Raw genomic sequence first — 22,108 nt, 5'->3', positions numbered from 1 at the left:
CTGTTTCCCGATGCCGTCGGCTCAGCTGCCGCGGTAGGTCGAGTACGACCACGGCGAGACCAGCAGGGGCACGTGGTAGTGCGCGCCCGTATCGGCAATGCCGAAGCGCAGCGGCACCACGTCGAGGAAGGCCGGCTCGGGCAGGCTCACGCCGCGCGCGCGGAAATAGTCTCCGGCATGGAATTCGAGTTCGTACACGCCGGGGGCGAAGGCCTCGCCTTCCAGCAGGGGCTGGTCGCAGCGGCCGTCGTGGTTGGTCACGACCGTCTTCAGGGTTTCGCGGCGATTGTCGACAATTTTATGCAGAGTGATCGACATACCTTGTCCGGGCGTGCCGGCTGCCGTGTCGAGCACGTGAGTGGTCAAGCGTCCCATCCTGTCTTCCTTAGGGCTGTGGGTTGTGAGGGGCGCCGCTGCCTTCACTAGCACCGGATTGGGGAATCCGGTGCCCGCTCGGTACGTGTTTCCAACGCATCCCGGCGCTGAACCGATTGCGGGCGACGATGCGCCCGGCCGGTCCGTTTGACAAATCAGGGATAACCCGAGGAATCCGGTGGATATCCGGGGATTACCCTTGCCTGTCGAAAACATGGTTTTGTTTTGTTGACAATATTGAAGGCACAGCCAAATAATTGTCAACAATTTTCGGATCGCCATCCGCCTCCCGCAGTCCCCCGGCGGCCGCATCCCCTCCCCTTAGCTGGTGCCACGATGTCCAAGAATCTCAAGCTGATTGCCGGTGCCGAAGACACCCTTGCCCCCAGCGCGGCACGGCCCGCGCGCAAGGGCCCGGTCGAAGAGCGCATGTATCACGAAATCTACGACGCGATCATGGAGCACCGGCTGCCGCCGCGCACCAAGCTGACCGAGCACTCGCTTTGCGAAATCTATGCCACCGCGCGCCACACCGTGCGCAAGGTACTGTCGCGGCTGGCCGCCGACGGCATGGTCGACCTGGAGCCGAACCGCGGCGCCTTCATCGCCAGCCCGTCGACCGACGAGGCGCACGATATGTTCGAGTTGCGCCAGATGATGGAGCGCGCCGTGCTGGAGAAGGTGGCCGGCATGCGCGATGCGCGCGCCGTGGTGGCGCCGCTGCGCAAGATGGTGGCGGCCGAGCGCCAGGCCTTCCTCAGCCATGACCGCCCGACCTGGATCCGGCTCTCGGCCGAGTTCCACACCGCGCTGGCCGAGCTGTCGGGCAACGCGCTGCTGGTCAACATGATGCGCCGCCTGGTCTCGCGTACCACGCTGATGATCGCCAGCGTCGAAGCTCCCGGCAACAATGCCTGCTCGTTCGACGAGCACGAAGAGATCCTGGATGCCCTGGAACAGGGCGACGCCGCCCTCGCCCAGGCGCGCATGGCGCACCACCTTGGCGCCTGCGCGGACCGTGTGCAGCCCGACGAACCGGGCACCTTCGACCTTCGCAGCGTGCTGGGCCGCTCCACCTAGCGCCTTGTCGTTCCCGCCGCCGCGCCAGATGACGCGGCCCGCGCGACAAGGCCCGAATCCTGCTCATGACACAGCGTCCCCCCAGAGGGCGCGCAGTGCGGGACCGGGTTGCAGACCGCGGCGCGACGGCGTTCCCACCAAACCCAAGGAGAGGAGACACTTCGATGACTAGCGCAAGCACCACGGTCCCCACGGACCTCACCAACGAGCGGTTGCCTTCGGGCAGGCTGCTCGCGCTCGGCCTGCAGCACGTGCTGGTGATGTATGCCGGCACCGTCGCCGTTCCCCTGATCGTCGGCGGCGCGCTCAAGCTGCCCAAGGACCAGCTTGCCTTCCTGATCAACGCCGACCTGTTCGCGGCCGGCATCGCCACGCTGATCCAGGCCTTCGGGGTGTGGAAGTTCGGCATCCGCATGCCGGTGATGATGGGCGTGACCTTCGCCTCGGTGGCTCCGATGATCGCCATCGGCTCGGATCCCAACGTGGGCCTGCTCGGCATCTACGGCGCAGTGATCGCGGCGGGCATCTTCGGCATCCTGGTGGCGCCGCTGATGGGCCGCATGCTCGGGCTGTTCCCGCCGGTGGTGACCGGCACCGTCATCACGCTGATCGGTTTCTCGCTGATGCGTGTCGGCATCAACTGGGCCGGCGGCGGCCAGCCCACGGTGCGCGCGGTGATCGACGGCGTGGTCAAGGACGTGCCCAACCTCGCCTACGGCGACCTCGGCAACCTCGCCGTCGCCGGCCTGGTGCTGGTGGTGATCCTGCTGCTGACCCGCTTCGGGCGCGGCCTGGTCGCCAACTGCGCGGTGCTGATCGGCATCATCGTCGGCACGCTGGTGTCGATGGCCATGGGCAAGGTCTCCTTCGAGGGACTCAACGAAGCCAGCTACGTGGCCGTCATCACGCCGCTTCACTTCGGCATGCCGACCTTCCAGCTCACCGCCGTGCTGTCGATGTGCATCGTGATGCTGATCACGCTGGTGGAGTCCACCGGCATGTTCCTGGCGCTGGCCGACATCACCGGCAAGCGGCTGAGCAACGCCGAACTGACCAACGGCCTGCGCGCCGACGGCCTGGGCACCGTGATCGGCGGCCTCTTCAATACCTTCCCCTATACCTCGTTCTCGCAGAACGTCGGCCTGGTCACCGTGACCGGCGTGCGTTCGCGCTACGTGGCGGTGGCCGGCGGCATCGTGCTGATCGCCTTCGGCCTGTTCCCCAAGATGGCCCACGTGGTGGCCTCGGTGCCGCAGTTCGTGCTGGGCGGCGCCGGCATCGTGATGTTCGGCATGGTGGCCGCCACCGGCATCCGCATCCTGGGCTCCTGCGACTTCAACCGGAACCGCCACAACCTGTTCATCGTCGCGATCGCGATCGGCTTCGGCATGATTCCGACGCTCGCGCCGACCCTGTTCCAGTACCTGCCGAAGTGGACCGACCCGTTCACCCACAGCGGCATCGTGCTGGGCACCATCGTCGCCGTCGTGCTGAACCTCTTCTACAACGGCATCCAGTCCCGCGAGGAAGCCATGCGCCACGCTGCCGCCAACTCGCACGGCACCGAGTAAGCGCGCGGCGGCCCCGTCCGCCGTCGCGCAGCACCGGGGCTGCCCCGCGCCAGCGGAGGCCCCCGGGCTTCACCGGTGCCCGCCCGTCCTCTGATGTGAAAAGACCCAGATGAAAGACCAACACTATCCACGCGATCTCATCGGCTACGGCGGCCAGCCGCCGCACGCCCGCTGGCCGGGCGGCGCACGCATCGCCGTCCAGTTCGTCCTCAACTACGAGGAGGGCGGCGAGAACTGCGTGCTGCACGGCGACCCCGGCTCCGAGCAGTTCCTCTCCGAGATCATCGGTGCGGCGGCCTACCCCGACCGCCACATGAGCATGGAGAGCATCTACGAGTACGGTTCGCGCGCCGGGGTCTGGCGCATCCTGCGCGAGTTCGAGCAGCGCGGCCTGCCGCTCACGGTGTTCGGCGTATCGATGGCGCTGCAGCGGCATCCCGAAGTGACCCGCGCCTTCGTCGAGCTGGGCCACGAGATCGCCTGCCACGGCTGGCGCTGGATCCACTACCAGGGCCTGGACGAGAACATCGAGCGCGAGCATATGCGTATCGGCATGGAGATCATCAAGTCCCTGACCGGCTCGCTGCCGCTGGGCTGGTACACCGGCCGCGACAGCCCCAACACGCGCCGGCTGGTGGTGGAGCACGGCGGCCTGCTCTACGACTCCGACTACTACGGCGACGACCTGCCGTTCTGGACCGAGGTCGCGCTGGGCAACGGCGAGAGCAAGCCCCACCTGGTGGTGCCCTATACGCTGGACACCAATGACATGCGCTTCGCCACCGCACAGGGCTTCAACACCGGCGAGCAGTTCTACCAGTACCTGAAGGACGCCTTCGACGTGCTCTATGCGGAAGGCGACCCGGCCGGGCTGGACCGTCCCAAGATGCTGTCGGTCGGCATGCACTGCCGGCTGCTGGGCCGCCCTGCCCGCTTCCGCGCGCTGCAACGCTTCCTCGACTACGTGCAGGGCCACGACAAGGTCTGGATCTGCCGCCGCGTCGACATTGCCCGCCACTGGGCCGAGCACCATCCCCACACTTCCGCCAAGCAAGCATGAGCCAGACCTATACCCTGAAGCAGTTGAACACGATGCCCGAGGCGGAGTTCATCGCCGTGCTGGGGGGCATCTACGAGCATTCGCCCTGGGTGGCCCAGGGCGTGGCCGCGCGCCGGCCGTTCGCCAATGCGGCCGAGCTGGCCGACGCCATGCGCGCCGAAGTCGACGCGGCCGGCGATGCCGCCCAGATCCGCCTGGTGCGCGCCCACCCGGAACTGGCCGGCAAGGCCGCGGTGCGCGGCGAGCTGACCGCGGAGTCGACGCGCGAGCAGAGCGGCGCCGGACTCGACCGCTGCAGCCCCGAGGAATTCGCCCGCTTGCAGGCACTGAATCAGCGCTACAACGAGAAATTCGGCTTCCCCTTCATCCTCGCCGTGCGCGGCTACGACCGTGCCGGCATCATCGCGGCCTTCGGCGAGCGCGTGGAAAACGAGCCGGCGGTCGAGTTGCAAACTTGCATCAAGCAGATCCACCGCATTGCACAGTTCCGCTTGAACGACTTAGTATCCGGCTGAACCAAAAAACGCATCCTGCATCAGCGAGCCAGAAGAACGAACAAGGAAGCCGCCGGATCCCCTTCCGATGCCATCCAGGCGGCCGAATCAGAAGAAGAACCCTGCTGGGTCCAGCACACACAGAGCGTTCCGAAACAGGATCAACCACGGAGGTCTTTACCATGCAGAAGCAGTTCACGCCGGCCCTCAAGCTGGCAGCCTTGGCCGCAGCCCTTTTCAGCGGCACCGCGATGGCCCAGTCCAGCGTCACGCTGTACGGCCAGGCCGACATGTTCGTCGGCGGCGTCAAGAACCCCGGCTCGACCAACCGCGCCTGGGTCGCCAACTCCGGCGGCATGCAGACGTCGTACTGGGGCATCAAGGGCACCGAGGACCTGGGCGCCGGCACCAAGGCCATCTTCGACCTGAACGGCTTCTTCCGTACCGACCAGGGCGCGATGGGTCGCTTCAACGGCGACACCATGTTCAGCCGCAATGCCTTCGTCGGCCTGCAGAACGACAAGTACGGCACGGTCAAGCTGGGCCGCAACACCACCCCGTACTTCGTCTCGACGATCCTGTTCAACCCGCTGATCGACTCCTACGTGTTCTCGCCGATGGTGTTCCACACCTACTTCTCGGCGGCCAACAGCAAGGTCTTCGATCCCGGCATCGTCGGCGATTCGGGCTGGAACAACTCCGTGCTGTACTCCACGCCGAACTTCGGCGGCCTCACCGCCAACTTCATCTATGCCTTCGGCGAGCAACCCGGCGCCACCGGCAGGAACAAGTGGGGCGGCAACGTGATGTACTTCAATGGTCCGTTCGCCGCGACCGTGGCCTTCCAGCAGGTCAAGTTCGACAGCGTGCCGGGCGACCTGACCGCCTCCAGCAACGCCTTCCTGACCGGCTTCGACAAGCAGACCGCGGTACAGGGCGGCGCGTCGTATGACTTCAAGGTGGTCAAGGTGTTCGCCCAGGGCCAGTACATCAAGACCAATGTGAACACCAACGCCTTCGGCGACATCAAGCACACCAACGGCCAGATCGGCGCCTCGGTGCCCATCGGCGCCGGCAACCTGCTGGCTTCGTACGCCTACGACAAGACCACCAACAGCCAGAGCAGCTTCAAGCGCAACACCTTCGCGCTGGCCTACGACTACAACCTGTCCAAGCGTACCGACGTCTACGCCGCCTACTACTACGACAAGATCACCGGCATCGAGCAGGGCGACACCTTCGGCATCGGCGTGCGCCACAAGTTCTGACGCGCGGCGCCGCCCGCCACGCAAGAAAGCCCGCCTGCCAGCGGGCTTTCTTGCTTGCGGCCGGCCCGCGTTCTAGTTGCGCAGCGCCCGCACGAAGGCGGCCACGGCCGCGCCGATCTCGTCGGGACTGTCTTCCTGGATGAAGTGGCTGCCCCGCACGGTGACCTCGCGCTGCCCGGGCCAGCGCCGGCACAACTCGCGCTGGCGTCCGGTGAGGATCGAGCCCGGCTCGGCGTTGATGAACAGCTTGGGCACCGGACTGCCGGCCAGCCAGGCCGCATAGTCCTCGACCACCTGGACCACCTCGGCCGGCTCGCCTTCGACGGGAATCTGGCGCGGCCAGCTCAGCGTCGGCCTGCGGTCCTCGCCCGGCTGCGCGAAGGGGGCGCGGTAGGCCGCCATCTCCGCCTCGCCCAGCGGACGCAGCACGGAGGCCGGCAGCACGCGCTCGACGAAGGTGTTCTTGTCCAGCACCATCTCTTCGCCGGCCGGCGAGCGGAAACCCTGGAACACGCGGCGCGCGCTCTCCGGCCAGTCCACCCAGGTCAGCGGTGCAACGATGGCCTCCATGTAGGCGATACCCTGCACACGCGCGGGATGCTGCCGGGCCCAGTCGAAACCCAGCGCCGAGCCCCAGTCATGCAGCACCAGCACCACGCGCTCGTCCAGGTCGAGCTGGTCGAGCAAGGCGAACAGGTAGTCGCGCTGCTCGGCGTAGCCGTAGCGCTGCGGGCCGGACTGCGGCAGCTTGTCGGAATCGCCCATGCCGATCAGGTCGCAGGCGACCAAACGGCCCAGGCCGCGGCAATGCGGCATCACATTGCGCCACAGGTAGGACGAGGTCGGGTTGCCGTGCAGGAAGACGATGGGATCGCCCTCGCCGACGTCCTGGTAGGCCATGCGGCTGCCGTTGACGATGGCGTACTGCTTCGGGGCAAAGGGGGCTGGGCTCAATGGCACGGGGTCTCCTTCATGCTGGGGTGGCAATGCAGGCTGCGCGCGCAGCGACCGCGCTTCGGCGCAGGTCCATGTGTCGCTCCGCCCGCCGGCGCATGCGATGCCTCAATCACATAACCTGCCGCGACGGCAGGCTTACGCCGGAGCACCTGGCGTGGACACCGCCCCATCATGACAGAGTGCCGCCCGCTATATTTCCTGCGCCCTGCCCGTACTCCGGGCATCCCGCGCTTTCCCGCCGCCCAGCCCCGACATTGACACTTCGTCAGCACCTGACATAAAGTCCAAACCATGGAACGAGACGACGAAAACCGCCTGTTGCTGCGCGAGGCACGCAAGATCGTGCAGGCGCTTGGCGAGACGCTTGCCCCGCTGGTCGAGGTGGTGTTGCACGACCTGACCCGCCCGGAGCATGCGGTGGTGGCCATCGCCAACAATCTGTCGGGCCGCCAGGTCGGCGAGCCGGCGACGGAGATCGGCCTGGCCCGCATCACCGACCCCGGCTATCCCGAGGTCATCCAGAACTATCCCAACCAGTTTCCCGACGGCCGGCCGGCCAAGAGCACCTCGATCGGCCTGAAGAACAGCGGCGGCGAATACGTGGCCGCCATCTGCCTGAACCTCGACACCTCGCTGCTGGGCGCGGTGACGGCCAGCCTGGGCCAGTTGATGCAGACCCGCAGCGGCGGGCCGCCGCTGCGCGAAGCGCTGGCGCCGCGCAGCGCCGATGAAGTGCGCGCCGCACTGGAACGCTTCGCCGCCGCGCGCAACACCACGCCGCTGGGCATGACGCTGGCACAGCGGCGCGAGGCCATGCGCGAGCTGGCCGACGCCGGCCTGCTCAACCTGCGCCGCGCCTATACCGAGGTGGCCCAGACCCTCGGGGTCGCCCGCTCCACCGTCTATACCTACCTGCCAACGGAAGATCGCCCATGACCGCCCTGCCCATCACCTTCGATGACGTCTCCGCCGCCCACGAGCGCATCCGCGGCGCCGCGCACCGCACACCGGTGCTGACTTCCACCACCGCCGATGCCGCCACCGGCGCCACGCTGTACTTCAAGTGCGAGAACTTCCAGCGCATGGGCGCCTTCAAGTTCCGCGGCGCCTACAACGCCATCGCCCAGTTCACGCCGCAGCAGAAGGCCGCCGGCGTGCTGGCCTTCTCCTCGGGCAACCACGCCCAGGCCATCGCCCTGTCGGCACGCCTGCTCGGCGTGCACGCGGTGATCCTGATGCCGGAAGACGCCCCAGCAGTGAAGATCGAGGCCACGCGCGGCTACGGCGCCGAGGTCGTGCTGTACGACCGCTACAAGCAGGACCGCGAGGCGCTGGCCGTGCAGCTGGCGGCCGAGCGCGGCCTCACGCTGATCCCGCCCTATGACCACCCGCACGTGATGGCCGGCCAGGGCACGGCGGCCAAGGAACTGTTCGAGGACGCCGGCCCGCTCGACCTGCTGCTGGTCTGCCTGGGCGGCGGCGGGCTGTTGTCGGGCTGCGCGGTGGCGGCGCGCGCGCTGCATCCCGGCTGCCGGGTGATCGGCGTCGAGCCCGAGGCCGGCAACGACGGCCAGCGCAGCCTGCGCAGTGGCGAGATCGTGCATATCGAAACGCCCAGGACCATCGCCGACGGCGCACAGACGCAGCACCTCGGGCAGTACACCTTCCCGGTGATCCGCACGCTGGTGGACGACATCGTCACGGTCAGCGATGCCGAGCTGGTCGACACCATGCGCTTCTTCGCCAGCCGCATGAAGATCGTGGCCGAGCCCACCGGCTGCCTGGCCGCCGCGGCGGCGCTGCAGGGCAAGGTCGATATCCGCGGCAAGCGGGTCGGCGTCATCGTGTCGGGCGGCAACGTCGACATGGTGCGCTTCGGGCAGTGGATGCAGGACCAGTAAGCACGGCGACGGCGGCTGCCCGGCCGCCCCGCCGCCCCGCCGCCTGCATCCGGGCGGCTTCTTTTTTTGCCCCTCCTTGGGCCTCACGCAACGTGAGGAACCAGCCACGCAGGACAAGATCCGCACCGCACTGGCCGCGGAACCCGGCTTGACGAAGGGCACCTGGATCGACGACCTCCTGCTGGACTACCTGCGCCAGGCCGTGGCCGCGCAGAGCGAATCCGGCCAGGACTGACAGCCGGAGGCAGCGTCCGCGGGGGTGGGCTGCGGCCCCGCCGGCCACATCGCATGCTGCGCCGCAACGTCCTTAGCATCGCAATCGCGCGGGATCGAAAGCCGTTGCTCCATAGTCCGATTCAATTGGCGACCCTTCGCCACCCTGCCTAGATTGGTTACCCGGGCATTGAATCGCCAATAGGCGACGGGAGCGTCTTGTCCGCCTGCGGGGGCGACATCAAGGCGCGGCGCATCCCGCCTCCCCCCGGAATAACCATAGCGAGGTGACACATGCGGCGCTACGCCAAGAGCAGATCGGAGCTGATGTCCATCCTGAACCAGTGTCTCGAGAACAACCCGGAATGCGGAGAATGCGAGTTGCATGCGATGCGGGAGCACCAGCCCGACCACACCGGCTGCAACTGGAGCGCTGAAGTCGACTTTCCGCAGGAGCCGGTCGACAACCTGCCGCGGCGCCTGGCGGCAGCCCGCTCGATCATCGTGGTGATGCGCGAACAGTACAACCTGCTGCAGTAAGCTGTTGCAGCAGGCGCGGCGGAAGCCGGACATGAAAAAGCCGGACCCCCGGGTCCGGCTTTTCATGTCTGCGCGGCGCCGCCCGGGACGCCGGCGCGCGGCCCGCGCCGGCGGGCCCGCGCTGCACCGCATCAACGCTGGGCGTTGACCTCCGCCACCGCCACCGCCGTCATGTTGACGATGCGGCGTGCCGTAGCCTGCGGGTTCAGGATATGCACCGGCTTGGCCGCGCCCAGCAGGATCGGGCCCACCGTCACGCCTTGCCCACCGGTGATCTTCAGCAGGTTGAAAGCGATATTGGCAGCATCCAGCGTCGGCATCACCAGCAGGTTGGCGCTGCCGGCCAGCTTGGTCGACGGCAGGAAATGGCGGCGCACTTCTTCCACCAGCGCGGCGTCGCCCTGCATCTCGCCCTCCACCTCCAGGTGCGGCGCGGTGGCGGCGAGGATCTCGCGCGCGGCGCGCATCTTGCGCGCCGACGGACGGGTCGACGAGCCGAACATCGAGTGCGACATCATCGCCACCTTCGGATGCAGGCCGAAACGCGAGATTTCCTCGGCGGCCAGCTCGGTGATGGCGGCCAGCTCCTCGGCGGTGGGATCGTCGTTGACGAAGGTGTCGGTGATGAAGAGCGTGTACTTTTCCAGCATCAGCGCATTCATCGCCGCGAACACCTTGGCGCCCGGCGCCAGGCCGATCACGTCGCGCACGTGCTCGAGGTGGGCCTCGAAGCGGCCGACCGTGCCGCACAGCAGCGCGTCGGCATCGCCCATGTGCATCAGCATGGTGCCGATCAGGGTGTTGGAGCGGCGCAGCGCCACCTTGGCCATGTCGGGCGTGACACCGTCACGGGCGCGCAGCGCGTGGTATTCCTCGTGGTAGGCGCGGTAGCGCGGATCGTCCTCGGGATCGATCAGCTCGAAGTCCACGCCCGGCCGCAGGCGCAGGCCGGCCTTGTCGATGCGCATCTGGATCACGTGCGGACGGCCGATCAGGATCGGGCGCGCCAGGCCTTCGTCGACCACGCCCTGTACCGCGCGCAGCACGCGCTCTTCCTCGCCTTCCGCATAGGCCACGCGCTTGGGCGCAGCCTTGGCGGCGGTGAAGACCGGCTTCATGATCAGGCCGGTGTGGTAGACGTACTGCGTCAGTTGCTGGCGGTAGGCCTCCAGGTCCTGGATCGGACGCGTGGCCACGCCCGACTCCTCCGCGGCCTTGGCCACCGCCGGCGCGATCTTCTCGATCAGGCGCTGGTCGAACGGCGTGGGGATGATGTAGTCGGGGCCGAACTTCAGCTCGCGGCCGCCGTAGGCCGCCGCCACCGCCTCGTTCAGCTCGGCCTCGGCCAGTTCGGCGATCGCCTTCACGCAGGCCAGCTTCATCTCTTCCGTGATCTTGGTCGCGCCGCAGTCCAGCGCGCCGCGGAAGATGTAGGGGAAGCACAGCACGTTGTTGACCTGGTTCGGGTAGTCCGAACGGCCGGTGGCGATGATGCAGTCGGGACGCGCGGCCTTGGCTACTTCCGGGCGGATTTCCGGCTCGGGGTTGGCCAGCGCCAGGATGATCGGCTTGTCGGCCATGGTCTTGACCATCTCGGCGGTCAGCACGCCGGCGGTCGAGCAGCCCAGGAAGACGTCGGCACCCTTGACGATATCGGCCAGCGTGCGGGCCGAGGTGTCCTGCGCGTAGCGGGCCTTGTTGGCCTCCATGTTCGCGTCGCGGCCGACGTAGATCACGCCCTTCGAGTCGACCACCGAGATGTTCTCGCGCTTCACGCCCAGGCTGACCATGGTGTCGAGGCAGGCGATCGCGGCGGCGCCGGCGCCGGACACGGCCAGCTTGACCTTGCCGACATCCTTGCCCACCACCTTCAGGCCATTCAGCAGCGCAGCGGTCGAAATGATGGCGGTGCCGTGCTGGTCATCGTGGAAGACGGGGATGTTCATGCGCTCGCGCAGCTTCTTCTCGATGTAGAAGCACTCGGGCGCCTTGATGTCTTCCAGGTTCACGCCACCCAGCGTGGGTTCCAGCGCGGCCACGATCTCGACGATCTTGTCCGGGTCGCGCGCGTCGAGCTCGATGTCGAACACGTCGATGCCGGCAAACTTCTTGAACAGGCAGCCCTTGCCTTCCATCACCGGCTTGCCGGCCAGCGGGCCGATGTCGCCCAGGCCCAGCACGGCGGTGCCGTTGGTCACCACGGCGACCAGGTTGGCGCGCGAAGTGTATTCGGCCGCAGTGGACGGATCCTTGGCGATCTCCTCGCAGGCATAGGCCACGCCCGGCGAGTAGGCCAGCGACAGGTCGCGCTGGTTGGACAGCGCCTTGGTCGCGGTGACCTGGATCTTGCCCTTGGTCGGGCTGCGGTGGTATTCCAGCGCGGCCAGGCGCAACTGCGCCTCAGGACTGTTGGGGGCATGTTGCGGTGCATCACCGCTGGTCTTGCTGCTCATTCTGCTCGTCCGGTAAGAATGGCCTCATCCGCGCGGCCGGCCCGCGTCTGTGCGGGTCGTCCCCAGCGGCCGGGGCCGGAAGAATCGAAGGGCCATTTTAGCCCAGGCATCCTGTTCGAGAAGGCCCGAATGCCGCGCCAGTGGCCCAAAGCAGGGGAATTCCCCAGGTAAAACAGCTTTTACCCGGGCAGTGGCAATCGCGCCTGTCTGCGCGGCGCCGCAAGCGTGCAACGGTGGACAATTGCACGCACATGTGGCCGGTGCCTCTGGCGGAAGCGCCCCGCGCCTGAGGCGCGCAACGCGTGCCGCCAGGCGGGCCGCCCTCCCCTGCCCGGGGGTCCGCCAGCCGACACTCAGCGGTCCGCCTTGTCCAGCGGCAGCGTCACGCGCCGCGGCCGGCCGTCGTCCGCCGGGAAGTTGGCGAAGGCGCTGCGGATCAGGTAGGGCATGGCCGATTGCAACGAGCCCCCTTCGGTCTGCTGCCGCGCCGTCACCTGGTAGACCGGACGACCGCCGGCTGCCTCCTTGAACACGACCGACAAGGTGGCCACCGTCACCGGCACGTCGCGCACCACGGTCGCGGGTGGCCAGTAGCCGGGGCCCCAAGGTCCCCAAGGGCGGTAGGCGGCATAAGGTCCCCAGTACGGTCCCCAGGGCCCGTACCAGGGATCGGGATAGGCCGTGTCGACCACGCGCACCAGGCCGGGGGCCGCCTCATAGCTCATGCCGACCAGGTAGCGCGCCTGCGCACGCGACACCTGGCTGAATCCGAGCGGCGCCAGCGTCTCGGCCAGCCATTGCTGGTAGGTCAGCCGATCGAGCTGGTCCTGCTGCGCCTTCTCCGTATCGAAGGCATAGGTGCGCGGCGCATCGTTCTGCCAGCCGGCCTGCTTGAAGGCCGTCACCTCGCTGGTCACCGTGCTGGCGCAACCGCCCAGCCACAGCGTGCCCAGCAGCACCATGCCCGCGGCGATGCCGCGCCCCGACCTGTCCGGATACCGCCACTTCATGATCGCCCCTCGCATGCTTCTATCGTTCCTGTCGTGTTGCCTGCACTCTCTGACCGCGGGCGCGCTCCAGGATTCCCGCCGGCCCGCGCCCGGCCCCTTGGCTACAATGGGGTTTTGGCCCGCGCCGCGGCGGCGCGGCGCCCCAACGGTCATCCGAGGACAGAACCGCCATGCTGCGCACCGACACGCCCGTCACCGTCTACCGTAAAGACTATAGTCCGCCAGCCTTCGCTTTCGATCATGTCGACCTGGTGCTCGAACTGGACCCGGAACGGACCCTGGTCACCAGCACCGTGCGCTTTCGCCGCACCGCCGCCGACGCAGCGCTGGTGCTGGCCGGCGAGGACCTGGAACTGGTCAGCGTGAAACTGGACGGCCAGGCGTTCGCCGCCACCGCCCAGGACGGCACGCTGACGCTGGCCGGCCTGCCTGGCGAAGGCAGCCTGGAAATCACCACCGCCTGCCGTCCCGCGGCCAACACCACGCTGTCCGGCCTCTACGTCTCCAACGGCAACTTCTTCACGCAGTGCGAGGCAGAGGGCTTCCGCCGCATCACCTATTTTCTCGACCGGCCGGACGTGATGACCACCTACCGGGTCACCCTGCGCGCCGACCGCGCCGCCTATCCGGTGCTGCTCTCCAACGGCAACCTGGTGGGCCGGCGCGAACTGCCTGCGGGGCGCCATGAGGCCGTTTGGGAAGACCCCTTCAAGAAGCCGAGCTACCTGTTCGCGCTGGTGGCGGGCAAGCTCGAATGCATCGAAGAACGGGTGGTATCGGCCTCCGGCAAGGAGAAGCTGCTGCAGGTGTGGGTCGAGGCGCAGGACCTCGGCAAGACGCGCCATGCGATGGACTCCCTGATCCATGCCATCCGCTGGGACGAACGGCGCTTCGGCCTCGAGCTCGACCTGGACCGCTTCATGATCGTCGCCGTCGGCGATTTCAACATGGGCGCGATGGAGAACAAGGGCCTCAACATCTTCAACACCAAGTACGTGCTGGCCAATGCCGAAACGGCCACCGACACCGACTTCGCCAATATCGAATCGGTGGTGGGCCACGAGTACTTCCACAACTGGACCGGCAACCGGGTCACCTGCCGCGACTGGTTCCAGTTGTCGCTCAAGGAGGGCCTGACCGTCTTCCGCGACCAGGAATTCTCCGCCGACATGATGGGCTCCGAATCCGGCCGCGCGGTCAAGCGCATCGAGGACGTGCGCCTGCTGCGCCAGGTGCAGTTCCCCGAGGACGCCGGCCCGATGGCGCACCCGGTGCGCCCGGACAGCTACGAGGAAATCAACAACTTCTACACGGTGACGGTGTACGAGAAGGGTGCCGAGGTCGTGCGCATGTACCAGACCCTGCTGGGCCGCGACGGCTTCCGCAAGGGCATGGACCTGTACTTCCGGCGCCATGACGGCCAGGCCGTCGCCTGCGACGATTTCCGTGCAGCCATGGCCGACGCCAACGGGCGCGACCTCGGCCAGTTCGGGCTCTGGTACAGCCAGGCCGGCACACCGGTGGTCAGCGTGCGCAGCGCGTGGGATGCCAAGGACGGCAGTTTCACCCTGACGCTGTCGCAGCATTGCCCCAAGGTGGGCATCGAGACGCGTGCCGGCACGCCGGACAAGCAGCCCTTCCACATTCCCTTCGCGATCGGCCTGATCGGCGCCGACGGGCGCGACCTGCCGCTGCACCTCGACGGCGAGGCCGGCGATGCGCCCGGCGCCGGCGACACCACGCGCGTGCTCGATTTCACCGGCGCCGAACAGAGCTTCCGCTTCACCGGCCTGCCGGCACAACCAGGTGGCGCCGCCCCGCTGCCCTCGCTGCTGCGCAATTTCTCCGCGCCGGTGATCGTCGACGCCGACTACACCGACGCTCAGCTCACCTTCCTGCTGGCGCACGACAGCGATCCCTTCAACCGCTGGGAAGCCGGCCAGCGCCTGGCCACGCGCGCGCTGCTGCAACTCGTATCGGACGCCCAGGCCGGCCGCGAACTGCGCCTGGCCCCGGAACTGGTGGCCGCCGTGCGCACGGTGCTGAGCGACGACAGCCTCAACCCCGCCTTCCGCGAGCAGGCCCTGCTGCTGCCGGCCGAGGCCTACCTGGCCGAGCGCATGAGCGTGGCCGATCCCGCCGCCATCCACCGCGCGCGCCAGTTCCTGCGCGAAGGCCTGGCGCGCGCGCTGCAGCCTGAGTGGCTGGCCGCCTACGAGGCCAACGCCACGCCGGGACCCTACAGCCCCGACGCGGCCAGCGCCGCCAAGCGCGCGCTGCGCAACCTGGCGCTGGGCTACCTGGCCGACAGCGGCGACGCCGCCATGCAGGCGCTGGCCGAGCGGCAGTACCACGCCGCCGACAACATGACCGATCGCTTCGCCGCGCTGAGCGCCCTGGTCAACAGCTTTGCGCCCGGCCGCGAAGCGGCGCTGGCCGACTTCTACCAGCGCTTCGAGCACGACGCGCTGGTGATCGACAAATGGTTCTCGCTGCAGGGCATGCAGCGCGGCGAGGTCGGCGCCCACGCCGGCAAGCGCACCCTCGACACGGTGCGCGCGCTGATGGAACACCCCGCCTTCACCCTGCGCAACCCCAACCGCGCACGCGCGCTGATCTTCAGCTTCTGCTCCGGCAACCCGGCGCAGTTCCATGCCGAGGACGGCGCGGGCTACCGCTTCTGGGCCGAGCAGGTGCTCGCGCTCGATGCCATCAATCCGCAGGTGGCGGCGCGGCTGGCGCGCGTGATGGACCGCTGGCAGAAGTACACGCCGGTGCTGCGCGACGGCATGCGCGCCGCGCTGGAGCAAGTGTCGGCAGCCCCGTCGCTGTCGCGTGACGTGCGCGAGATCGTCGGCAAGGCGCTCGCCGCCTGACACCGGGGGCCGCCGCCGGCTACCCGCCCGAAGCGGGAAGGCCGGCGGCGCCGGCCCGCCCCTGGCGGCCATGTAGAATTGCGGCCATCCAAGGAGAACCACCATGACTCGCATCAGCCTGACCCGATATCTGGTCGAGGAGCAGCGCAAGCACAACACGATCCAGCCCGAACTGCGGCTGCTGATCGAAGTGGTCGCGCGCGCCTGCAAGGCCATTTCCAACGCTGTCAGCAAGGGCGCGCTCGCCGGCGTGCTCGGCTCCGCCGGCACCGGCAACGTGCAGGGCGAAACCCAGCAGAAGCTGGACGTGATCGCCAACGAAGTGCTGCTCGACGCCAACGAATGGGGCGGCCACCTCGCCGCCATGGCCTCGGAGGAGATGGATTCCTTCTACGAGATCCCCAATCGCTACCCGAAGGGCGAATACCTGCTGCTGTTCGATCCGCTCGATGGCTCGTCGAATATCGACGTCAACGTCTCGATCGGCACCATCTTCTCGGTGCTGCACATGCCCAAGCCGGGCCAGACCGTGACCGAGGCCGACTTCCTGCAGCCGGGCAGCCACCAGGTCGCCGCCGGCTATGCCGTCTACGGCCCGCAGACCACCCTGGTGCTGACGGTCGGCAACGGCGTGCAGATGTTCACGCTCGACCGCGAGGCCGGCAGCTTCGTGCTGACCCAATCCGATGTGCAGATTCCCGAGGACACCAAGGAATTCGCCATCAACATGTCCAATATGCGCCACTGGGCCCCGCCGGTGCGCCGCTATATCGACGAGTGCCTGGCCGGCACCGACGGCTCGCGCGGCAAGAACTTCAACATGCGCTGGATCGCCTCGATGGTGGCCGACGTGCACCGCATCCTGACGCGCGGCGGCATCTTCATGTACCCCTGGGACAAGCGTGAGCCGGAGAAGCCGGGCAAGCTGCGCCTGATGTACGAAGCCAACCCGATGGCCATGCTGGTCGAGCAGGCCGGCGGCGCCGCCACCAACGGCCACGAGCGCATCCTCGACGTGCAGCCGGAAAAACTGCATCAGCGCGTGTCGGTGATCCTGGGCTCGAAGAACGAAGTGGACCGCGTCACGCAGTACCACCGCGAAGCCGAACAGGCCCAGCAAGCTCAACAGGCTCAACAGGCTCAACAGGCAGGCGGAGCCTGAGGCACCCCTCTGCGCTGGCGGGAAGATGGATGAGGTGGCCCGCATGGCGCGGCCGCTTCAAAAAAAGCTTCCCACCGGCAGGACTCCCTGCTATTATTGCGGGCTGTTCCGGTTCACACGGAACGATGTTGCCGAAGTAGCTCAGTCGGTAGAGCAGCTCATTCGTAATGAGAAGGTCGGGGGTTCGATTCCTCTCTTCGGCACCATTCAGATCAAGCACCAAGCCCAGCCCACCGGTTGGGCTTTGTTGTTTCTGGGTGCCATGTAGCCATCGATGCGGCATTTTGGCCTCATGCGGCCGACACCGGTCCAGCCCCCCCCTCCTCCCCGCAAACAGCCCGAGCAAGCCACGCAAGGTGCGGACAGGCACCCGTCTTGCACCGGGCAGGAATGTCATGCGGTGACTCATGCGATGACGCCGGCCTTCATGCGGGGATGGATAACCGGGCCACGAGCGAAATTGCTCCGCCGCCCATCTTTGATACCATCCAGCCCGAGACATGCCCTCTGGCCGACAGCCCCTCGGCCCCATGGGCACGAACGGAGATCGCGCTGTGAAATACTCGAAGATCCTGGCGGTGATGGCATGCCTGGTGTCCGCTGCTTGCACCACCACGGCGCCGCCCTACTCTGGCCGCCAGATGTCCACGTACGATATGTCGACGGAATACACGGTGGAATATGTGCCGGACGGCTTCAAGCTTGCGGTCGACTACCGGTACCAGCAGTTCACGATTCTGCCCGGTAGCGCAGCCGCCGAGTGCAGGACAGCGATGCACAATGTGGCCGACAGCCTGGCAGACCGAAGGCAAAGGCCGATCGAACCGATAGGTGACCAAGACATCAAGTTGCACACCAGCAGGAATTGGTTCGGGAAGATAACCGTCTGCTCCGCGACCGCGCCGGTCGTCTGGAAGCGCTGAATCGATACACAACGGAGTACGGCCCGGCTCGCCTCGGGTCACGGCAGCCCGCGTGAGGCGGCGGGATCCGCTCCAGGGCACCGAGCCGGCCGGCAAACCGAAACGGCTTGGCCGCGCTGGCGCGGCGGGAAGCATCGACGCTGCGGTTCCGCACCGCACCCGGCGCGATCGCCGTCATGCATGCCGCAATTCACCTGCCCTGCCCTGCAGCAGTGCTTCGTTGCGCAGCGCGGCCTCGCGCAGGTAGTCCCATAGCGTGGTGATGCGCTTGAGCGTGCGCAGTTCTTCGTGGCAATAAATCCAGAAACTGCGCGCCACGACCACCTCGTCCACCAGCAGCGGCACAAGCCGCGGGTCTTGCGCGGCCATGAAACAGGGCAGGATCGCCAGCGCCTCACCCTGCAGCGCAGCATGGTATTGCGCGATCACGCTCGTGCTGCGCAGCACGACGTCGCCGCCGGGCACGATGTCTTCCAGATAGCGCAGCTCCTTGCTGAAGGTGAGTTCGTCGACGTAGCTGATGAAGCGCCGGCCCTTGAGGTCGCCGAGCCGCTCGATCGTGCCGTGACTGGCGAGATACGCTGGCGTGGCGTAGAGCTGCAGCCGGTAGTCACACAATTTGCTGCACACATAGGGGCCACGCCGCGGGCGCTCGATCGTGATGGCCAGGTCCGCCTCGCGCTTGGACAGGCTCACGAAACGCGGCACGGGCAGGATGTCGAGTTGGATCGACGGGTATTGCCGCTGAAAGCGCGACAGCAAGGGCGTAAGGAAGTAGGTGCCGAACGCCTCGGTGGAACCGATGCGCACGTGCCCCGACAGCGTCTGCCCCCAGCCGGCCACCTGCTCGCAGGCCGATTGCAGCGTTCCTTCCATCTGCTCGGCGTACACCTGCAACTGCTGCCCCTCGGGCGTGAGCGCGAAGCCCGCATTGCGCGACTTGTCGAACAGCAGCGTGCCCAGCGCCTGCTCCAGCGCGCGCACGCGGCGCGAAACCGTGGTGTGGTCGACTCCAAGGCGCTGCGCCGCCACGCTCACCCGCTGCGTGCGGGCGACCTCAAGAAAGTAGCGCAGGTCATCCCAGTCGGGGCGAGCGCCCGGCAAACCACCGTGTGGCCCCCCGGGTCCGTTTGACGCACGCCGTGCGCTGGATGTCCTCGCCGCCCTCGTGACTTGGCCGGCCCCACTCGCTCGGCTCGGCATGGGGGCATCTCCTATGTGTGTTTTTGCACATATTAAATGCAGATTTTCTGCATACAAAGCAAATTCACACAAATATACTCGCCCGATGCCACGCAAAGATGGCAAGGCAAGACAAGACAAGACAAGAAAAAACATCAAGGAGACACACGATGAAGATCAAGCCATGGTTGGCCGCGCTGGGACTCGGCGTCGGCTTTTGCGTCAACGTCCCTGCAGGCTTTGCACAACTGCCCGACAGGCCGGTGAAGATCGGAGTGCTGACCGACATGACCGGTCCGTATTCGGCGATGGGTGGCTCAGGATCGGTGGTGGCCGCACAGATGGCCATCGACGACTGCCTGGCGGCCGAATGCAAGGGCATGAAGATCAGCCTGGTCTCGGCGGACAACCAGAACAAGGCGGACGTCGCCGCCAACCGGGCGCGCGAATGGTTCGACCGCGACAATGTCGATGCGATAGCCGACCTGACCAACTCCGCCGCGGCCCTGGCCGTGCAGAAACTGGCGATGGAGAAGCAGCGCGTGGTGATGTTCTCCGGCCCTGCGACCACGCGCCTGACCAATGAGGACTGCTCGCCGACGGGCTTTCACTGGATGTTCGACACCTATTCGCAGTCGGCCGCCACGGCCCGCGCGATGGTCAAGAGCGGCGGCAAGTCCTGGTACTTCCTGACCGTGGACTATGCGTTCGGCACCTCGCTGGAGAAGGACGCGGCCGATAACGTCAAGATGCTCGGCGGCACGGTGGTGGGCCAGTCGCGCCATCCGCTCAACGCGTCGGATTTCGCCTCGTTCCTGCTGCAGGCGCAGGCGTCGAAGGCGCAGGTCGTGGCGCTGGCCAACGGGGGGCAGGACACCGTCAACGCGCTCAAGGCGGCGCGCGAGTTCGGCATCGTGCCGCGCGGCCAGAAACTCGCGGCCTTGCTCGTGTTCCTCTCGGACGTGCACGCCCTCGGCCTCGATACCGCGCAGGGCCTGATGTTCACCGACGGCTTCTACTGGGACTACGACGACGCCTCGCGCGCCTGGTCCGCCCGCTTCCAGCAGAAGTACAAGAACCTGAAGCCGACCATGGTGCAGGCGGGGGTGTATTCGAGCGTGCTGCATTACCTGCGCTCGGTCGCGGCGGCCGGGAGCGTCGATGCCAAGGTAGTGGCGCAGAAGATGCGCGAGCTGCCGATCCGCGACCCGATCATGCGCAATGCCTCGATCCGTCCCGACGGCCGCGTGATCCACGACATGACCCTGTTCCGCGTCAAGACGCCGGCCGAATCGAAGGGTCCGTGGGACTACTACACCGCGGTAGCCACGGTGCCTGCGGCCGAAGCCTTCCAGCCGCTGTCGAAGTCGAGCTGCCCGCTGCTCAAGACGACGTCCGCGTCGCGCTGACACGCTGGCGCAGGCACGCGATGACCGGTACCGCCACCGCGGCCCGGCTCGCCCCCCCATCTTCTTCTTGATTGAGCATCTGATCCGGTTTTCCCAGGAGAGCGATCCATGTCCATTCCGACCCTCCCGCTGCTGATCGACGGCAAGCGGGTCGAATCGAAGACCACCGAGTGGCGCGATGTCATCAACCCGGCCACGCAGGAAGTGGTCGCGCGCGTGCCGTTCGCGACGGCAGACGAACTGAACGCGGCCATCGCCTCGTCCAAGGCCGCGTACAAGACGTGGCGCAACACCTCGCAAGCGGCGCGCATGCGCATCATGCTGCGGTTCCAGCAACTGCTGCGCGATCACACCGCCGAGCTGGCGGCGCTGATCACCCGCGAGCACGGCAAGACACTGCCCGACGCGGAGGGCGAGGTGGGACGCGGCCTGGAGGTGGTGGAGCACGCCTGTTCGATCGCATCGCTGCAGCTCGGCGAATACGCGCAGAATGCCGCCGGCGGCATCGACGTCTACACGCTCATCGAGCCGCTCGGCGTCTGCGCCGGCATCACCGCGTTCAACTTCCCGGTGATGCTGCCGTGCTTCATGTTCCCGCTGGCGGTGGCGTGCGGCAATACGTTCGTACTCAAGCCCTCGGAACAAGACCCGAGCGCGTCGCTGCGGCTGGCCGAGCTGGCGCTCGAAGCCGGGCTGCCGCCGGGTGTGCTCAACGTGGTGCACGGCGGGCCGGACATCGCCAATGCCCTGTGCGAGCACCCGGACATCAAGGCCGTGTCGTTCATCGGCTCGACGCATGTGGGCACGCAGCTCTACCGCCGCGCGTCGGACGCCGGCAAGCGCTGCCAGGCGATGATGGGCGCGAAGAACCATTGCGTGATCCTGCCCGACGCCGATCGCGAGCAGGCCATCAACCACCTGCTGGGCGCGGCATTCGGCGCGGCGGGCCAGCGCTGCATGGCAACCTCGGTGGCCGTGCTGGTGGGCGAGGCGCGCGAGTGGGTGTCCGAGATCGTCGAGCGTGCGCGCAAGCTCAAGGTGGGCCCGGGCACGGACCGCAGCGCGGACCTCGGCCCCGTGGTCTCGAAGAGCGCGCGTTCGCGCATCGAGCGCCTGATCGGCGCCGGCGTGGAAGAAGGCGCCAAGCTGCTGCTCGACGGCCGCGGCCACAGCGTGGCGCAGGCGCCCGAGGGCAACTTCATCGGGCCGACGGTGTTCGATGGCGTAACCGCCGGCATGTCGATCTACCGCGAGGAGATCTTCGGGCCGGTGCTGTGCATGACGGGCGTCGACACGCTCGACGCGGCCATCGACCTCATCAATGCCAATCCGAACGGCAACGGCGTGGCGCTGTTCACGCAGGACGGCGGTGCGGCGCGCCAGTTCCAGAACGAGATCGACGTCGGCCAGGTCGGCATCAACCTGCCGATTCCCGTGCCGGTGGCATGGTTCAGCTTTACGGGCTCGCGCGCATCGAAACTGGGCGACCTCGGCCCCAACGGCAAGCAGGCGATCCTGTTCTGGACGCAGACCAAGACGGTGACGGCACGCTGGCAGGCGCGCGGCACGGGGCCGGCCGGCGTGAATACGACCATCACGCTGAAGTGATGCCAGCCTGATGCGAACACGGGAGA

General features: G+C 67.3%; 19 protein-coding genes and 1 tRNA gene. 15 read left to right on the top strand and 5 right to left on the bottom strand.

The features are described 5' to 3' along the window. Positions 1-21: 21 nt before the first annotated feature. Positions 22-375 (bottom strand): hydroxyisourate hydrolase, encoded by a 354-nt coding sequence (uraH, locus tag BKK81_RS07735; RefSeq protein ID WP_071011828.1) that lies wholly within the window; start codon positions 373-375, stop codon positions 22-24. 336 nt (positions 376-711) lie between these two features. Between uraH and BKK81_RS07730 the strand changes: the two genes are divergently transcribed. The 5 genes from BKK81_RS07730 (at position 712) to BKK81_RS07710 (ending at position 5,848) form a co-directional block, all read left to right on the top strand. Further along, entirely contained in the window at positions 712-1,455 is a 744-nt protein-coding gene (locus tag BKK81_RS07730) for a GntR family transcriptional regulator (protein WP_071011825.1), read from the top strand. A 164-nt stretch (positions 1,456-1,619) separates the two neighbouring features. Beyond that, entirely contained in the window at positions 1,620-3,026 is a 1,407-nt protein-coding gene (locus BKK81_RS07725; RefSeq protein WP_071011824.1) for a nucleobase:cation symporter-2 family protein, read from the top strand. Between the two features lie 109 nt (positions 3,027-3,135). Further along, positions 3,136-4,086: an allantoinase PuuE gene (gene puuE, locus BKK81_RS07720; RefSeq protein WP_071011822.1), complete on the top strand. Its 951-nt coding sequence runs from the start codon at positions 3,136-3,138 to the stop codon at positions 4,084-4,086. Then, on the top strand, positions 4,083-4,601 hold the full coding sequence (uraD, locus tag BKK81_RS07715; protein WP_071011820.1) for a 2-oxo-4-hydroxy-4-carboxy-5-ureidoimidazoline decarboxylase: 519 nt from the start codon (positions 4,083-4,085) through the stop codon (positions 4,599-4,601). The genes puuE and uraD overlap by 4 nt, the downstream gene beginning before the upstream one ends. Before the next feature lie 161 nt (positions 4,602-4,762). Then, positions 4,763-5,848, top strand: a complete 1,086-nt coding sequence (locus BKK81_RS07710; RefSeq protein ID WP_071011818.1) for a porin — start codon at positions 4,763-4,765, stop codon at positions 5,846-5,848. A 72-nt stretch (positions 5,849-5,920) separates the two neighbouring features. Here BKK81_RS07710 and BKK81_RS07705 read toward each other — a convergent pair whose 3' ends face one another. After that, on the bottom strand, positions 5,921-6,808 hold the full coding sequence (locus BKK81_RS07705) for a haloalkane dehalogenase (RefSeq protein WP_071011817.1): 888 nt from the start codon (positions 6,806-6,808) through the stop codon (positions 5,921-5,923). A gap of 288 nt (positions 6,809-7,096) precedes the next feature. Here BKK81_RS07705 and BKK81_RS07700 point away from each other — a divergent pair, with 288 nt between their 5' ends. From BKK81_RS07700 to BKK81_RS07690, 4 genes are all read left to right on the top strand, one after another. Beyond that, entirely contained in the window at positions 7,097-7,741 is a 645-nt protein-coding gene (locus tag BKK81_RS07700) for a helix-turn-helix transcriptional regulator (RefSeq protein WP_071011815.1), read from the top strand. Then, a complete protein-coding gene (locus BKK81_RS07695; protein WP_071011813.1) occupies positions 7,738-8,706 on the top strand; it encodes a threo-3-hydroxy-L-aspartate ammonia-lyase in 969 nt (322 codons plus the stop codon). Before BKK81_RS07700 ends, BKK81_RS07695 begins: the two co-directional genes overlap by 4 nt. 76 nt (positions 8,707-8,782) lie before the next feature. Then, a complete protein-coding gene (locus BKK81_RS35255; RefSeq protein WP_156811170.1) occupies positions 8,783-8,941 on the top strand; it encodes a hypothetical protein in 159 nt (52 codons plus the stop codon). 272 nt (positions 8,942-9,213) lie between these two features. Then, positions 9,214-9,459, top strand: a complete 246-nt coding sequence (locus BKK81_RS07690) for a hypothetical protein (RefSeq protein WP_071011811.1) — start codon at positions 9,214-9,216, stop codon at positions 9,457-9,459. Positions 9,460-9,590: 131 nt separating this feature from the next. On the opposite strand, the gene BKK81_RS07685 is transcribed toward BKK81_RS07690, so the two are convergent. Continuing rightward, entirely contained in the window at positions 9,591-11,912 is a 2,322-nt protein-coding gene (locus BKK81_RS07685; RefSeq protein WP_071011810.1) for an NADP-dependent malic enzyme, read from the bottom strand. 353 nt (positions 11,913-12,265) lie between these two features. Then, positions 12,266-12,874 carry a DUF4136 domain-containing protein gene (locus BKK81_RS07680; protein ID WP_071016210.1) on the bottom strand — a complete coding sequence of 203 codons (609 nt, stop codon included), beginning with the start codon at positions 12,872-12,874 and terminating at the stop codon, positions 12,266-12,268. 218 nt (positions 12,875-13,092) lie between these two features. On the opposite strand from BKK81_RS07680, the gene pepN reads away from it, so the two are divergent. From pepN to BKK81_RS07660, 4 genes are all read left to right on the top strand, one after another. Next, complete coding sequence (pepN, locus tag BKK81_RS07675; protein WP_071011808.1) at positions 13,093-15,798, top strand: aminopeptidase N; 2,706 nt, start codon at positions 13,093-13,095, stop codon at positions 15,796-15,798. A gap of 103 nt (positions 15,799-15,901) precedes the next feature. Next, positions 15,902-16,960 carry a class 1 fructose-bisphosphatase gene (locus tag BKK81_RS07670; RefSeq protein WP_071011806.1) on the top strand — a complete coding sequence of 353 codons (1,059 nt, stop codon included), beginning with the start codon at positions 15,902-15,904 and terminating at the stop codon, positions 16,958-16,960. A 130-nt stretch (positions 16,961-17,090) separates the two neighbouring features. Then, positions 17,091-17,166: transfer RNA gene (locus tag BKK81_RS07665), tRNA-Thr, on the top strand. Positions 17,167-17,514: 348 nt separating this feature from the next. Continuing rightward, the gene (locus BKK81_RS07660; RefSeq protein ID WP_071011805.1) at positions 17,515-17,883 is read left to right on the top strand and encodes a hypothetical protein; all 369 of its coding nucleotides are present in this window, start codon (positions 17,515-17,517) and stop codon (positions 17,881-17,883) included. Positions 17,884-18,057: 174 nt separating this feature from the next. On the opposite strand, the gene BKK81_RS07655 is transcribed toward BKK81_RS07660, so the two are convergent. Further along, positions 18,058-18,987, bottom strand: coding sequence for a LysR family transcriptional regulator (locus tag BKK81_RS07655; RefSeq protein WP_071011803.1), 930 nt, complete (start codon positions 18,985-18,987; stop codon positions 18,058-18,060). A gap of 248 nt (positions 18,988-19,235) precedes the next feature. On the opposite strand from BKK81_RS07655, the gene BKK81_RS07650 reads away from it, so the two are divergent. Together BKK81_RS07650 and BKK81_RS07645 are read left to right on the top strand one after the other, a co-directional pair. Beyond that, positions 19,236-20,474, top strand: a complete 1,239-nt coding sequence (locus BKK81_RS07650; RefSeq protein ID WP_071011801.1) for an ABC transporter substrate-binding protein — start codon at positions 19,236-19,238, stop codon at positions 20,472-20,474. Positions 20,475-20,582: 108 nt separating this feature from the next. Then, on the top strand, positions 20,583-22,082 hold the full coding sequence (locus BKK81_RS07645; protein ID WP_071011800.1) for a CoA-acylating methylmalonate-semialdehyde dehydrogenase: 1,500 nt from the start codon (positions 20,583-20,585) through the stop codon (positions 22,080-22,082). The last annotated feature ends 26 nt before the right edge of the window (positions 22,083-22,108 follow it).

It is taken from the genome of Cupriavidus sp. USMAHM13 (assembly GCF_001854285.1).
Lineage (GTDB): Bacteria > Pseudomonadota > Gammaproteobacteria > Burkholderiales > Burkholderiaceae > Cupriavidus > Cupriavidus malaysiensis.
The sequence above is the reverse complement of the archived record's forward strand: the minus strand, read 5'-3'. Positions and strand labels throughout refer to the sequence as shown.

Coding starts and splice junctions, on each gene's coding strand:
- uraH (WP_071011828.1), bottom strand. CDS start 375: ATGGGACGCTTGACCACTCACGTGCTCGACACGGCAGCCGGCACGCCC.
- BKK81_RS07730 (WP_071011825.1), top strand. CDS start 712: ATGTCCAAGAATCTCAAGCTGATTGCCGGTGCCGAAGACACCCTTGCC.
- BKK81_RS07725 (WP_071011824.1), top strand. CDS start 1,620: ATGACTAGCGCAAGCACCACGGTCCCCACGGACCTCACCAACGAGCGG.
- puuE (WP_071011822.1), top strand. CDS start 3,136: ATGAAAGACCAACACTATCCACGCGATCTCATCGGCTACGGCGGCCAG.
- uraD (WP_071011820.1), top strand. CDS start 4,083: ATGAGCCAGACCTATACCCTGAAGCAGTTGAACACGATGCCCGAGGCG.
- BKK81_RS07710 (WP_071011818.1), top strand. CDS start 4,763: ATGCAGAAGCAGTTCACGCCGGCCCTCAAGCTGGCAGCCTTGGCCGCA.
- BKK81_RS07700 (WP_071011815.1), top strand. CDS start 7,097: ATGGAACGAGACGACGAAAACCGCCTGTTGCTGCGCGAGGCACGCAAG.
- BKK81_RS07695 (WP_071011813.1), top strand. CDS start 7,738: ATGACCGCCCTGCCCATCACCTTCGATGACGTCTCCGCCGCCCACGAG.
- BKK81_RS07690 (WP_071011811.1), top strand. CDS start 9,214: ATGCGGCGCTACGCCAAGAGCAGATCGGAGCTGATGTCCATCCTGAAC.
- BKK81_RS07685 (WP_071011810.1), bottom strand. CDS start 11,912: ATGAGCAGCAAGACCAGCGGTGATGCACCGCAACATGCCCCCAACAGT.
- BKK81_RS07680 (WP_071016210.1), bottom strand. CDS start 12,874: ATGGTGCTGCTGGGCACGCTGTGGCTGGGCGGTTGCGCCAGCACGGTG.
- pepN (WP_071011808.1), top strand. CDS start 13,093: ATGCTGCGCACCGACACGCCCGTCACCGTCTACCGTAAAGACTATAGT.
- BKK81_RS07670 (WP_071011806.1), top strand. CDS start 15,902: ATGACTCGCATCAGCCTGACCCGATATCTGGTCGAGGAGCAGCGCAAG.
- BKK81_RS07650 (WP_071011801.1), top strand. CDS start 19,236: ATGAAGATCAAGCCATGGTTGGCCGCGCTGGGACTCGGCGTCGGCTTT.
- BKK81_RS07645 (WP_071011800.1), top strand. CDS start 20,583: ATGTCCATTCCGACCCTCCCGCTGCTGATCGACGGCAAGCGGGTCGAA.